The 13,870-nt window shown below is 67.7% G+C and carries 11 protein-coding genes; 1 reads left to right on the top strand and 10 read right to left on the bottom strand.

Translation table 11 applies throughout. The features are described 5' to 3' along the window. Positions 1 to 10 precede the first annotated feature (10 nt). From EV670_RS01450 to EV670_RS01415, 8 genes are all read right to left on the bottom strand, one after another. Positions 11 to 937: a polysaccharide biosynthesis tyrosine autokinase gene (locus EV670_RS01450; RefSeq protein WP_130430036.1), complete on the bottom strand. Its 927-nt coding sequence runs from the start codon at positions 935 to 937 to the stop codon at positions 11 to 13. Between the two features lie 27 nt (positions 938 to 964). Continuing rightward, on the bottom strand, positions 965 to 2,401 hold the full coding sequence (gene epsF, locus EV670_RS01445; RefSeq protein WP_130430035.1) for a chain length determinant protein EpsF: 1,437 nt from the start codon (positions 2,399 to 2,401) through the stop codon (positions 965 to 967). Between the two features lie 25 nt (positions 2,402 to 2,426). Further along, positions 2,427 to 3,233: a polysaccharide export protein EpsE gene (gene epsE / locus EV670_RS01440; RefSeq protein WP_242616799.1), complete on the bottom strand. Its 807-nt coding sequence runs from the start codon at positions 3,231 to 3,233 to the stop codon at positions 2,427 to 2,429. Positions 3,234 to 3,266: 33 nt separating this feature from the next. Beyond that, positions 3,267 to 4,229: an EpsD family peptidyl-prolyl cis-trans isomerase gene (locus tag EV670_RS01435; protein ID WP_130430034.1), complete on the bottom strand. Its 963-nt coding sequence runs from the start codon at positions 4,227 to 4,229 to the stop codon at positions 3,267 to 3,269. A gap of 232 nt (positions 4,230 to 4,461) precedes the next feature. Next, positions 4,462 to 5,193 (bottom strand): bifunctional demethylmenaquinone methyltransferase/2-methoxy-6-polyprenyl-1,4-benzoquinol methylase UbiE, encoded by a 732-nt coding sequence (gene ubiE, locus EV670_RS01430; RefSeq protein WP_130430033.1) that lies wholly within the window; start codon positions 5,191 to 5,193, stop codon positions 4,462 to 4,464. A gap of 18 nt (positions 5,194 to 5,211) precedes the next feature. After that, positions 5,212 to 5,637 carry a gamma-butyrobetaine hydroxylase family protein gene (locus EV670_RS01425; protein ID WP_130430032.1) on the bottom strand — a complete coding sequence of 142 codons (426 nt, stop codon included), beginning with the start codon at positions 5,635 to 5,637 and terminating at the stop codon, positions 5,212 to 5,214. 28 nt (positions 5,638 to 5,665) lie between these two features. Next, a complete protein-coding gene (locus EV670_RS01420; protein WP_242616798.1) occupies positions 5,666 to 6,124 on the bottom strand; it encodes an HIT family protein in 459 nt (152 codons plus the stop codon). Continuing rightward, positions 6,121 to 10,134, bottom strand: a complete 4,014-nt coding sequence (locus tag EV670_RS01415; protein WP_130430031.1) for a DUF3683 domain-containing protein — start codon at positions 10,132 to 10,134, stop codon at positions 6,121 to 6,123. The genes EV670_RS01420 and EV670_RS01415 overlap by 4 nt, the downstream gene beginning before the upstream one ends. Positions 10,135 to 10,281: 147 nt before the next feature. On the opposite strand from EV670_RS01415, the gene ugpQ reads away from it, so the two are divergent. Continuing rightward, positions 10,282 to 11,037: a glycerophosphodiester phosphodiesterase gene (gene ugpQ, locus EV670_RS01410; RefSeq protein ID WP_130430030.1), complete on the top strand. Its 756-nt coding sequence runs from the start codon at positions 10,282 to 10,284 to the stop codon at positions 11,035 to 11,037. Between the two features lie 42 nt (positions 11,038 to 11,079). Here ugpQ and EV670_RS01405 read toward each other — a convergent pair whose 3' ends face one another. Then, positions 11,080 to 11,628: a glycine zipper 2TM domain-containing protein gene (locus tag EV670_RS01405; protein WP_130430029.1), complete on the bottom strand. Its 549-nt coding sequence runs from the start codon at positions 11,626 to 11,628 to the stop codon at positions 11,080 to 11,082. A gap of 128 nt (positions 11,629 to 11,756) precedes the next feature. Beyond that, positions 11,757 to 13,775 (bottom strand): Ig-like domain-containing protein, encoded by a 2,019-nt coding sequence (locus EV670_RS01400; protein WP_130430028.1) that lies wholly within the window; start codon positions 13,773 to 13,775, stop codon positions 11,757 to 11,759. Positions 13,776 to 13,870 lie beyond the last annotated feature (95 nt).

Raw genomic sequence — 13,870 nt, 5'->3', positions numbered from 1 at the left:
GGACTCGCGCTCAGCCCTGGAACTCGTTGAGCACCACGCCGGCGAGCTTGACCGGCGTCTGCGACAGCTGGTGGGTCAACTCGTCGAGGGCATCGAGGCGGTTGCTGTGCTTGCGAGTGACCACCAGGGCCGAACCACAGCGGACCGCCAGCACCGCGTAGTCGCTGCCAAAGCACGCGGCGGGTGTGTCGACGATCACATGATCGAACTTGCTGAGCAGCTCGCGCACCAGCAGGCCGAATGCGGGCCGCTCGACCAGTTCGAGCGGATTGGGCGGCGTTGCGCCGACCGGCAGCACGTAGAGGCTCGGCACGCCCGCCACGCTGCGGATCACGTTGTCCGAGTTGCGACCCGACAGCAGGCCCGAAAGTCCGCTCGAATTGTCGACTCCGAAGACCTGATGCTGACGCGGGTTGCGCATGTCGGCATCGACCAGCAAGGTGCGACCACCCAGTTGGCTGAAGGCCACCGCGAGGTTGGCGGCGAAGAAGGTCTTGCCGTCGCCGCTGTCGGGGCTGACGATCGCCAGCGCCCGCCTGACTTCGACCTCGGTGCCGACGGGCGCCATTCGCAGCAGGATCTGGCTGCGCAGCGCGCGCAGGGCCTCGGCCTGTCGACCAAAGGGCTGAACCGCAAGCACCAGTTCAGAACTGAGCGTGCTGCCATGCTCACTCGAAAGGTGGTAATGGAACTGCTGGCTCAGGGCCCACAGCACATCCTCGTTGCGGGCCAGGCCGAGCGCGATGGCAGCCTCGCCGAAGCGCGTTCCGTGTTCGCGCTGGTAGGCAAGGATGTGCTCTATCTGCTCCTGGCTGAGGCCACGCGCCTCGGCGATCAGATCGCCGATCGCACGGTCGTGCAATTGGGAAACCGTGGCATCACCCGTGCCTTCGGCCTCCGCGAGGTTGCCTGTAGCGGCGTTGCGAAATTTGGCCATGGTCGGATGCCGGTTCGTTGAAGAAACTCAAGCGGTGCGCGTCGCGGCTGGCAGGCCAAGTACCCGCTGCTGCATGCTGATCCTCGCGGTATCGGGCTGACGACCGAAGCGCGGGCGCTTGGCCGGCCCCGGCATCACGCACAGCACCGGAAGTTGCAGTTGCTCGGCGATGTCCTCGATGGTGCGCACGCGACGGTCGAAGAACTCGCGCACCAACACGGCCGCCACCGCCAGCAGCGCGCCAAGCACGACTGCAACGCCGAGATTGAGGAACAGCTTGGGGGACGAGGCAAACGGCGGCTCGGTCGCCGAGCTCAGCAGACCGACATTGGTGAGCGTGTTCTGGCTGTCCAGCTTCGTGAGATTGAGACGGCCGAGCACCGCGTCATAGGCCTTCTGCGCGGTCTCCACATCCTTGAGCAGGATCAAGGCGTCATCGCGTTGTGCCTTCAGCTGGAACAGCTTGATGCGCTGCTGATCGAGTGCGGCACGCACCTGGGCCTCGCGACCGATGTTGATGCTGTTGTTGACGCCGACGCTACCCGAGACGCGCCGCGTCTCGATCGCGATGCGCGAGCGCAACTCGGCGATGCTGGCCTTGAGCTCGATGACCTGCGGATGAGCGTCGCCAAGCCGCGCGCTGAGCTGCTGCAGCTGGGCCTGCTGACGCCCCGCCTCGGCGCGCAGGCCGGTGACGATCGGATCGGTCATCACGTCGCGCAACTCGTCGGCCGAATTTCTCACCTGCGCCTGGCGACTGCTCGACTCGGCCGACAGCGCCTGCATGGCCACCAACTGCGAAGACAACTCGGCCAGGCGCGCGTTCTCGATGTCGAGCCGCTCGTCGGTGGCCAGCAGCCCCTTCTCCCTCTGGTAGGCCGACAGGCGCGACTGCGCCTTCTCCAGCTCCTCGCGATAGGTCTTGGCTCGCTCGTCGAAGAAACCGCTGTACTGGCGCGCCGGCTCGACCCGCAGATCGAGCGTGGTATCGGTGTAGGCCTGCACGAAGGCATTGGCCAGCAGCGCGGCGAATTTGGCGTCGACGCCGCTGAAGTTGATCTTGATGACGTTGGACGACTTCGACGGCAGAACCTCGAGGTTGTTCTGCAACAGGTTGGCGAGCCAGGCGTCGAACTCGCCGCGGCCGCCCGTGTCCTGCAGCCACTGCTCGCGGATCTCGGCGTTCTCGGTCAGCTTCAGCATCGCCACCACGCGACGCGCCACGCGATCGCTGGTGATGATGTCGGCCTGGGTCGCCATGTAGGTGGTGCTCATCAAGCCGGGCACGTAGCCACCGGCCACCGGGTCGACCGACTTGACGTCGAGCACGATCGCCGTGCTCGCGGTGTACCGCTTGGGCAGCACCAGGCTCGCAACGGCAGTCGCCAGGACGACGAAGAGGAAGACATACAGGGCAAGCTTCCAGCGTGCCTGCATGACGGCCAAGAACTGAGTGATTGACACGATCGCGCTCCTTGCCCGGATCAGATCAGAAGATGCTCTCGCGGACGTAGAGCACGTCGCCGCTTTGCACCAGGTCGTCCATGGCCGGCTGCAGCACGACAATCTTGCCGTCGGCGCCGCGCCGGTGCACCCGCAGTCCCTTTTCGGTACCGCGCGCGGTCAGGCCGCCGCCGGTGGCCAAGGCTTGCATCACGCTCATGCCGCGTTCGAGCCGGATCACCCCCGGGCGCTGCACCTCGCCATAGATGTACACCATCGGCATCCGGTCGACATACAGCACGTCGCCGTTCTGAAGCACCGGATCTTCCGTTCCCCCCTGGATGAACAGGGTCGTGACGGCGACCTCCTTGCGCAGCGGCTTGCCCTGGCGCTGGCCGGTGAGGACCACGACGTCGCTGCCGCCGACGGCAATGCCACCGGCCTGGGCCAGCACGTCGGTCAGCTTGGTGCCCTCGGCCTCGAGCGGATAGCGCCCGGGCTTGCCGACCATGCCGAGCACCGAGACCTGGTTGCCGCGGACCTGCATCACGAGCACCGACACCTGCGGCTGGCGCACGAAGTTGCCGCTGCGCAGGCCATCGGCCAGCGTCTTCTCGGCCGTCGCGACCGACTGCCCACCCAGCTTGACCTGACCTAGCAGCGGGTAGGAGATGAAGCCGGTCTCCGATATCCGCGTCTCCAGCGACAGGTCGGGATTCTGAAAGACCGTGACCCTCACCACGTCGCCCGGACCGAGCACGTAGTCGCGCTTGACTTCGCTACCGGGCGCCGCCTGCGAGTGCGCGGCTGGGCCGATCATCAGAAATGCCGCCACCCAGAGCAGGCTCAGCAACTTGGACAGATATGCCACGGTGCGCTCCTTCGACTACTTGGTTTTCTTGAGGCCCTTGAGCCCCTCGGTAAGGTCGTGCGGCTGACTGGCCGCCGATGCGGCCGCCGCGGGTGCGGCCGCCGGTGCCGAGGCTGCATCGGCGAACTTGCCGAGGTACTCGACCGTGGCCGCCGCCCGCAACTCCTTCATGTCCCTGCCGACCAGATCACGCTTGCGTTCGTTGAGCAGGAACTGCTCGATCGCCGGCTTGGCGCGCGCTTCGTCGACCGGTTGCGGGCGCGACCCGGCGAGCACCACGACCGTTGCACCGTTGGCGTTCGGGTTGAGCAGCGACTGCCCATCCTTGAGTTGCGACAGCGCCGTCAGGCTGGCCAGCGGCAACTGCTCGGCCGCCCGCACCGCCTGCGACCCGGCAAACTTGAAGTCGTTGGCCTTGAGGTAGTCGGCGAACTCGCCGATGTTCTTGGCACCCTGCAGCTTCTCGCGCAGCAGCGGCAGTTGATCGGGCTGGGCCTCGATCTGGAGTTCCTGCAGGCTGTAGATGCGGCGCCCGCTGAACAGCGCCGGGTTGGCGTCGTAGTAGGCCTTGATCTCTTCGGCGGTCGGCTTGGCCGCCGCCTCGCCGACCCGTTCGGCGTAGGCCCGCGCCAGGATCTCCCTGCGTGCGGCCTCGACCGTTTGCACCACGCGCGGGTCGCGGTCGAGCTTGAGATCCTCGGCGCGCTGCACCGCGATCTGCTGGTCGATCAGGCGCTCGAGCACCTGCTTGGCGGCGCCATCGGCCTGGCCAGGCTGCAGGTTGCGCTGCTGCTGCAGCACGAAATTGATCTGGTGGACGGTCACTTCGTCCTTGTTGACACGCGCCGCGGTCTGGGTTGCGCCGCCCTTCTTGCCGCCACAGCCGGCGAGCACGCCAAGCACGACCAGCCCCAACAGCAAGCCGCGCGCGATGCGCGGGGTGATGCGACTACCGGGCGGACTGTGCCTCCACTGCATAACCATGGACTCCCGAACGATCCGTGTGCACGGGGTCTGTCTCGGTGATCCGCCAAGGAGTAGCGGCTCTTGCAGACCTGCCAAACCAGTGTATCGAGGGCATTCCCTCGGACCGAGGCCCTATCTTGGGGGGCTGCGGCCGCAGAACATCGTCGAGGTAACGATTTGTTCCGGTTGCACGAACTGCCGCTGGCACGGGCGCACCGGGCATTCGGCCCGGGCGGCCTGCACGCTAGGCCTTGAGGCCCCAGTGCAGCGCCACCACGCCGGCACTCAGGTTGTGCACGTCCACGTGGGCAAAGCCGGCCGCCTTCATCATCGCCTTCAACTCGGCCTGACCGGGATGCATGCGGATCGACTCGGCCAGGTAGCGGTAACTCTCGCCATCACGCGCGATCAGTTGCCCAAGCCGCGGCAGGATGTTGAAGGAGTACCAGTCGTAGGCCTTCTCGAGCGGCTTGGCGACCTTGGAGAACTCGAGCACCAGCAGCCGGCCGGCCGGCTTGAGCACGCGCTGCATCTCGGCCAGCGCCTTGTCCTTGTGCGTCATGTTGCGCAGACCGAAGGCCACGCTGACGACGTCGAAACTGTTGCTTGCAAAAGGCAGCGCCTCGGCGTCGCACAGCGTGGTCGGCAGCGCGAGCCCCTCGTCGAGCAGGCGATCGCGGCCGGTGCGCAGCATGGCCTCGTTGATGTCGGTGTGGACCACGGTGCCGCTGGCGCCAACCTTGCGCGCAAAGGCGCGCGCAAGGTCACCGGTGCCACCGGCAATGTCGAGCACCGCGTCGCCCTCGCGCACCCGCGAGGCGGCGATCGTGTAGGCCTTCCAGACCCGGTGCAGGCCCATCGACATGACGTCGTTCATCAGGTCGTAGTTCGAGGCCACCGAGTCGAACACGCCGCGGACGCGGCCCTGCTTCTCCTTCTCGTCGACGGTCTGGAAGCCGAAGTGGGTCTGGGTCATGGCGGGCGTCTGGCGCGTTCAGTGACTGCCGCAGGCATGGCCGCCACCAGCGGCGGCGGCGGGCGCCATCGGCGCATCGCGGTCGAGGCCGGCTTCGGCCAGCCGGTCTAGGTATTGCTGCAGCAGCCGGTCCTGGTTCTGGCCGAGCTGGTACAGGTAGTCCCACGAGAACAGGCCGCTGAAGTGACCGTCGCTGAAGGTGGGCTGGATCGCGTAGTTGCCGACCTGAGTGACCTCGGTGATGCCGATCTCGCGCTTGCCGGTCTGCAGCGTCTCCTGGCCGGGGCCGTGGCCCTGCACCTCGGCCGAGGGCGAGTAGACACGCAGCAGCTCGAAGGGCAGCCTGAAATGCGCACCATCGGAGAACTCGATCTCGAGGATGCGCGAGCTCTGGTGAACCGTCAGGGCGGTGGGCGTCGGGGAATCGGGCGTGAGTCCGGCCATGGGCTTCTCGTTGTTGACAGCCAGCAGTCTATTCGGCGCCGAAAGGCACCAGCGCGTGCGCGACCGCGGCGTCCAGTTCAGCCAGCGGCAGCGCGAGCCTCTGCACCGCCGGCACCGACGGTTCGCGCTGTTCGGCGCCCCAGACCGGGTTCGGAAAATGACTGTCCCAGCCGAAGCGGGCAATCACGTGCCAGTGCAGGTGCGGCACCACATTGCCGAGCGTCGCGAGGTTGATCTTGGTCGGCGCCAGCGTTTCGCGCAGCACCGTCTCGATCGCGCTCACCGCGTCGATGCATTCGTGGCGTTCGGCCGCCGGAAGATCGCTGAACTCGGCGACATGCTCGCGCCAGACCAGCCGGTAGAAGGCCGGAAATGCGGCGTCCTCGGCGCGAATAACGCGCCAGCGCCCCGCACTTGCCACCGGCACGCCGCCGGCCTCGCCGCACAGCGGGCAGCCGGCGACCGGCCGCGCAGCCAAGATACTCACACCAGCACCCGTTCGATCCCGCCGTCGTTGGCCGCCTTCACGTAAGTCGGCATCCACTCCTCGCCGAGGATCTTGCGCGCCATCTCGACCACGATGTAGTCTGCCTCGAGCAAGCCGTTCTGCAGGTCGCCTTCGTAGCGGGAGAGGCCCTGCAGGCAGCTCGGGCACGAGGTCAGGATCTTGACGTTGGCCTGCGCCGCGGCCGAGGGCGCCAGCGCCTTCAGCGCCACGGCATCCTGCTGCAGTTGCTCTTCCTTGCGGAAGCGCACCTGCGTGGCAATGTCCGGCCGCGTCACGCCCAGCGTACCGCTCTCGCCGCAGCAGCGCTCGCTCTTGAGCACCGCATCGCCCATCAGCGCCTTCACCGTCTTCATCGGCTCCTGCAGCTTCAGCGGGCTGTGGCAGGGATCGTGGTACAGGTAGGCACCACCGGCCTCGAGCTTGATGCCCTTCTCGAGCAGGAACTCGTGGATGTCGATGATCCGGCAGCCGGGGAAGATCTTCTCGAACTGGTAGCCCTGCAACTGGTCGTAGCAGGTGCCGCAGCTCACCACCACGGTCTTGATGTCGAGGTAGTTCAGCGTGTTGGCGACGCGGTGGAACAGAACCCGGTTGTCGGTGATGATCTTCTCGGCCTTGTCGAACTGGCCCGAGCCGCGCTGCGGATAGCCGCAGCACAGGTAACCCGGCGGCAGCACGGTCTGCACGCCGGCATGCCACAGCATCGCCTGCGTCGCGAGGCCGACCTGGCTGAACAGCCGCTCCGAGCCGCAGCCGGGGAAATAGAACACCGCCTCCGTCTCCGCGCTGGTCGCCTGCGGGTTGCGGATGATCGGGACGTAGTTCTTGTCCTCGATGTCCAGCAAGGCGCGCGCCGTCTTCTTGGGCAGCCCACCGGGCAGCTTCTTGTTGATGAAGTGGATCACCTGCTCCTTCACCGGTGCGCTGCCCACCGTCGCCGGGGGCGCCGCGGTCTGCGCGCGCGCGGCCAGGCGCAGCATGCGGTTGGCAAAGCGCTGCACCTTGAAGCCGACGTCGACCATCGCCGTGCGCACCAGCTTGATGGTGGTCGGGTCGGTCGCGTTGAGCATCAGCATCGCCGCCGCATTGCCGGGTCTGAAGCTCTTCTGCCCCATCTTGCGCAGCAGGTTGCGCATGTTCATCGACACGTCGCCGAAGTCGATCTTCACCGGGCACGGGCTCAGGCACTTGTGGCAGACCGTGCAGTGGTCGGCCACGTCCTCGAACTCCTGCCAGTGCTTGATGCTGACGCCGCGCCGGGTCTGCTCTTCGTAGAGGAAGGCCTCGACCAGCAACGAGGTCGCCAGGATCTTGTTGCGCGGGCTGTAGAGCAGGTTGGCACGCGGCACGTGCGTCGCGCAGACCGGCTTGCACTTGCCGCAACGCAGGCAGTCCTTGACCGAATCGGCGATCGCGCCGATGTCGCTCTGCTGCATGATGATCGACTCATGCCCCATCAGGCCGAAGCTCGGCGTGTAGGCATGGCTCAGGTCGCCGGCCAGCACCGGCGCGGCGAGCTGGTCGCCGTCAGCGTTGGCGGTGGTGCGCCAGGCGTCGCCGCCCAGGCCACGCCGCAGCAGCTTGCCGCGGTTGAAGCGCCCTTCCGGGTCGACGCGCTGCTTGTAGTCGGCAAAGGGCTTGAGCTCGGCGTCGCTGAGGAACTCGAGCTTGGTGATGCCGATGCCATGCTCGCCCGAGATCACGCCATCGAGCCGCCGCGCCAGCGCCATGATGCGGCCGACCGCCTCGTGCGCGGTCTGCAGCATCTCGTAGTTGTCGGAGTTGACCGGGATGTTGGTGTGCACATTGCCGTCGCCGGCATGCATGTGCAGCGCCACCCAGACGCGGCCCTTGAGCACTTCCTTGTGAATGGCCTTGGCGCGCTCGATGATCGGCGCGAAGGCATCGCCGGCAAAGATCTGCTGCAAGGGCTTGAGCAACTGCACCTTCCACGAGGCGCGCAGCGTGTGGTCCTGCAGCAGCGCAAAGAAGCTGCGGCCGCTGTCGGCATCGATCACATCCAGGCTCTGCAGCCAGCCCTGCCAGAGCGCGCGTGTTTCGCGCACCAGCGCCAGCGCCTGCGCGACGCGGTCTTCCAGCAGCTCGGCCGAGGCGATCTCGCCCGCGTCGTCGCTCTTGCCCAGCGGCAGCGAACCGGCGGCGAACAGCGCCTCCAGCCGGTCGGCCAGCGCCAGCTTGTTGCGCAGGCTCAGCTCGATGTTGATGCGCTCGATGCCCTCGGTGTACTCGCCCATCCGCGGCAGCGGGATCACCACGTCCTCGTTGATCTTGAAGGCGTTGGTGTGCTTGGCGATCGCGGCGGTGCGCTTGCGGTCGAGCCAGAACTTCTTGCGCGCCTCGGCGCTGACCGCGATGAAGCCCTCGCCGCTGCGCGAGTTGGCGATGCGCACCACCTCGCTGGTGGCGCGCGCCACCGCGGCCTCGTCGTCGCCGACGATGTCGCCGACCAGCACCATCTTCGGCAGGCCGGAGCCACCGAGCGCCGCGCCGCGCTTGCTCTTGGTGGTGTAACCCACCGCCTTGAGATAGCGGTCGTCCAGGTGCTCCAGACCGGCCAGGATCGCGCCACCGGGCTTCTGCGCCTCGGCGAACATGAAGTCCTTGATCTCGACGATCGAGGGCACGCAGTCCTTCGGATTGCCGAAGAACTCCAGGCACACCGTGCGCACATGGCCCGGCATGCGGTGCACCACCCAGCGCGCGCTGGTGATCAGGCCGTCGCAGCCTTCCTTCTGGATGCCGGGCAGGCCGGCCAGGAACTTGTCGGTGACGTCCTTGCCGAGCCCCTCCTTGCGGAAGGTCGAGCCCGGGATCACCAGCGTCTCGGTGCGCTCCAGGTGCTTGCCCGAGGCGTCGAAGTAGCGCAGCTCGAAGGTGGCTTGCGGAGCGTCATGGATCTTGCCGAGGTTGTGATCCATGCGGTGCACCTCGAGCCACTTGGCCTCGGGCGTCACCATCTTCCAGCTCGCCAGGTTGTCGAGCGCGGTGCCCCACAGCACGGCCTTCTTGCCGCCGGCGTTCATCGCGATGTTGCCGCCGATGCAGCTGGCCTCGGCCGAGGTCGGGTCCACCGCAAACACCTGGCCGGCGCGCTCGGCGGCGTCGGCCACGCGTTGCGTCACCACGCCGGCCTCGCTCCAGACGGTGGCCACCGGCCGGCTCATGCCGGGCAGCGTGACCAGCTCGACCTCGCTCATCGCCTCCAGCTTCTCGGTGTTGATCACCGCGCTGGTCCAGGTCAGCGGGATCGCGCCGCCGGTGTAGCCGGTGCCGCCGCCACGCGGAATGATCGTCAGCCCCAGTTCGACGCAGGCCGCCACCAGCCCCGCCATCTCGGCCTCGGTGTCGGGCGTCAGCACCACGAAGGGGTACTCGACGCGCCAGTCGGTGGCGTCGGTCACGTGCGAGACCCGCGAGAGGCCGTCGAACTTGATGTTGTCCTTGGCCGTGTGCCGGCCCAGCGTCTTGCGTGCCGCCTTGCGCAGCGCGGCCACCTTCTCGAAGCTGCGCGCGAAGGCGCCGACCGCCTTGCTGGCGGCCTCGAGCAACTCGCCGACCATCGCGTCGCGCTGCTCCACCGTGAAGGTGCCGGGGTCGGTCGCCGGCAGCAGCGCGGTGCCGGGCTGGCGCCGCTTCTGGATCTCGCCGAGCCGGTGATGCAGAGCCTGCACCAGCAGCGCGCGGCGCTTGGGGTTGTCGAGCAGGTCGTCCTGCAGGTACGGGTTGCGCTGAACCACCCAGATGTCGCCCAGCACCTCGTAGAGCATGCGCGCCGAGCGGCCGGTGCGGCGCTCCTCGCGCAGCTTGTTGAGCAGCTCCCAGGCCCGCGCGCCGAGCAGGCGCACCACGATCTCGCGGTCCGAGAACGAGGTGTAGTTGTACGGAATCTCGCGCAGGCGGGCCGGCGCTTCGAGGCCGTTGGCGCCGGCGGCGGCTTGCACGCTGTGGAGGGGGAGCGGAGCGTTCATGAGGGCTGGAGCACCCGGCAAACGCCGGAAACGAATGCTATCGCAGCGCAACAAGCCTTCGCGTCGCAGGGCCGGCGCCCGACAGAGAGTGCAAGCACATGTCGCAACGGCGCTCGCAAGGCGGCTTTCCTGAATACGATGCGCCGGATGGAAGCGCTGCCGCCCTGGCCCTACCCGCTGTGGATCGCCCACCGCGGCGCCGGCAAGCTGGCGCCCGAGAACACCCTGGCCGCGTTCCGCGTCGGCCTGGCGCTGGGCTACCAGATGGCCGAGTGCGACGTGACGCTCTCCGGCGACGGCGTGCCCTTCCTGCTGCACGACGCGCGCCTTGAGCGCACCACCAACGGCTTCGGCCTCGCCCGCCTGCAACCCTGGAGCGCGATGGCGCAACTCAACGCCGGCCGCTGGCATGGCACCGAGTTCGCGACCGAGCCGCTGCCCACGCTGGCCGCGCTGGCCGGCCTGGCGCGCGAGACCGGCCTGATGCTCAACCTCGAACTCAAGCCCGGCCCCGAGGACGACGCCCGCTGCGGGCGCATCGCCGCGACCGAGGCCCAGCGCCTGTGGGCCAGCATCGAGACACCACCGCCGCTGCTGAGCTCGTTCTCGATCGAAGCCCTGGCGGCGGCGCGCGATCACGCCCCCGCGCTGCCACGCGCGCTGCTGCTCGAGCGCGTTTCGGACGGCTGGCGCGACGCGGCGCGCGAACTGGGCGCGGTGGCGGTGGTCATCGAGCACCGCGCCGTCGATGCCGAGGTGGTGCTGCAGGCGCTGGAGTCAGGCCTGCGCGTGCTTTGCTACACCGTCAACGGCGAGGCCGAGGCGCGCCGGCTCGAAGACGCCGGCGTCGACGGGCTGATCACCGACGCCATCGATCGCCTGGGGCCGCAGGCGCTGCCGTGAGCGGCCGGCCCGGCGCGGGCGAGGCCCGCGCCGCGAGCGCGATCAGGACGCCGACTGCGGCGGCGTCGTGTCGACTTGCCCGTCCTTGACCGGCAGCGTGGCGCCGGGGCGGAACGAGGTACGCACCTCGCCGGTCTGGCTGCCGATGCGGTAGCTGACGTCGTAGCCGACCAGCTTCTTCGACTTCTCCTGCACCGTCTTGCAGCGCTGCTCCGTCTTCGTCTCGACGTCCTTCTCCTGCATGTTCTTCTGCACCTGGTTGCCGGCGTAGCCGCCAGCCGCGGCGCCGGCCACGGTGGCGATCTTCTTGCCGCTGCCGCCGCCGACCTGGTGGCCCAGCACGCCGCCGATCACCGCGCCGCCAACGCTGCCGAGCAGGCGGTTCTCGTCCTTGACCGGCGCCTGGCGCTGCACCTGCACGTTCTCGCAGTGCTCGCGCGGCGTCGTCGTGGTCTCCATGACCTCCTTGACGGCGACCACCTCGGCCACCTTGGGCTGCGACATCTTCTGGTAGCCCGTGACGGCGCCCGCGCCCAGCATCACCATCGCGACGCCGCCCACCGCCATACCCTTGATCATCGACTTGTCCATGGCTTGCCTCCTGTGTGTTTTGCCAGCCGCGATTGTCCCGAAGGCCGGGCGGTGCGCGTGACAGGAGGTTTCGGCCGCCGGCGCCTGCCTGCGACCAGGCGGAGTTCGCTTCGGCAAACCTAGCTACGTCAGCTGCCCGCGGGGCCTTGGTCGATCACGACGTTGACTCGCCACCACTCGGTTCCCGATCTCGGGATCCACAGGCGTTCCATCACGTAACGCTTCGATCCGCTGGCCTTCAGCAGTGTCCAGTCGCGCTGACGCACCATCGGGTTGCCCTGGATCTGCGTCAGGTTGCCCACTGCGTCGATCGACCAGGTGCCGGGCTGGGCAAAGGAGCTCCCGTCCGGATACAGGGTGATCATCGCGTTCGTGCCGTCCGCGTTCAGGTCGAACACGAGTTGCCCGGTCACGATCGAGTCCACGGCAAAGCCGCTCAACCATCGACGCTGCAGCGCTGATCCGTTGTCGAAACGCGCACCGGCCTCGGGCCTGACGACCACGATCTCGTTGGCGGCGATCATGGCGCCATTGACGAAGTCGGCCGCGATCCAGTGTTCCTCGACACCGCCGACGTCCTGGCTCAGGCGCAGATAGCGCCGATCACCATACGGGCCTTCGAGCCTGAGCCAACCGTTGACCACCGAACCGTTGATGGCCGCGTTCGTGCGCTCGAGTACAGCCGCCCCCGAGCCAGCAAACCGGACCGCGTCGGCCTCGGAATATGACGCCTCCCCACCGACCGAGGTACCGGCCAGCACGCCGGCCCAGCGATTGCCCGCCGCCATGTCGGCATCGCCAAACGCCGTGGCAGTTGACAGATCGAGCGACTTGCGCAGATATCCGAATGAAGTGTCGATGGGCGTCACCCGCCCGGCCAACGGGCCGTCGAGCGTCCTGGTTTCGCCCAGCGGCACGACGATCACGGAACCCGCACCGGCAGTTCCGCGCACCAGGCGCAGCTCGTAGCCCGTGGTGTCGTGTGAAACGGTCTGCCAGCCGAAGATCGGATCCTCTTCTCCGAGCGCGATCACTGAATAGGGCTGCGACAGCGACAGCCTGATGGCGTCGGTGGTAGCCGTCCACGTGGCGGCTCGCGCGCCCTTGGGACCAACCACGCTCGCCGTACCGTCCGGACGATAGGTCACCACCAGCCCGTCGGTCTGCGAGCCATAGGACAGCACGTAGGCGATGCTGCGCTCGGCCGACCCGAACGAGTCGGCTGCGCCCGAAGGTCCTGAACTGGACAGAACCTGCTTGCGGGCAACCATGAAGGCGTCGGAACTCCCGTGCGCCGACAGAAAAGCGGCCAGCGTCGTGGAAGTGGAAGGATCCTCGACCAGCAATGCTGTGTCCGTTGCAGTCGGAGGCAGCGCTGCACTTCCGTTGGCAACCATGCGGATCGCGGTCGCAAGGTCGGCCACTCGATGCAGCGGCATGAGCAGCGCGATCGCGTCCAGTTGCTGCTGCGTCGCAGGCGCCTGACGGCCGCCGGCCTCGCGTGCCAAGGCTGCGAACGCCGTGGAAATCGGCGTGATGTTGAGGGCCGGCACCTTGTTCGCCGTGACTTCACCATCCGATGTCGCCACGCGCAGCAGCGAGGCCACGTCGCCGACCAGGCTACCGAACTTGACGGAGGCTTGCGCCCCGTTGCCCGAGCTCGCCAGTTGCACCATGTCGGTCGCGCGCGCGGCCTCCACGGTGAGCGTGAACTGCCCGGCGGCATCGGTCGTCGTCTGAAAGGACTTCGTCCCCACCGTCCCCACGACCACGGCGTTCGGCAAGGCAGGATCACCACTCAGGCCCCTGAGGCGGATCTGCGCGTTCACGGTGACGCTGACCCTGGCGCTGCTGGTGGCCCCGCCCTGCACGGCTCGGACCGTGTAAGTCAGCGCGTCGGCGCCAAAGTAGCCCGGCGCCGGTGTGTAGATCAGCCTGCCGCCGCTGATCTGCGCGCTGCCATGCGCCGGCGCCGAGACCGACACAAGCTCCAGCGTCCCGGCGCTGGCCACGTCATTGGCCAGCACATTGATGGGCGTCGACACAGTCCAGGCCACGGCAGCCTCGTCGTCCGCAGCGCTGAGGCTGGCCACTGGAGTCGTCGGCGCGTCTTCACCACCACCACCGCCACAAGCGGCCAGCAGCACTGAAAGGACAACGGCGAGCGCGGCACATCGCGTGCCGCGGTATAGGCATTGCATTGGCATTCCCCTGGTGTTTAAGGCCGCACTGCGGCGGCTCG

The organism is Rivibacter subsaxonicus (assembly GCF_004217215.1).
Lineage (GTDB): Bacteria > Pseudomonadota > Gammaproteobacteria > Burkholderiales > Burkholderiaceae_C > Rivibacter > Rivibacter subsaxonicus.
Note: the sequence above shows the minus strand (reverse complement) of the source record. Positions and strands in the feature narration are given on the sequence as shown.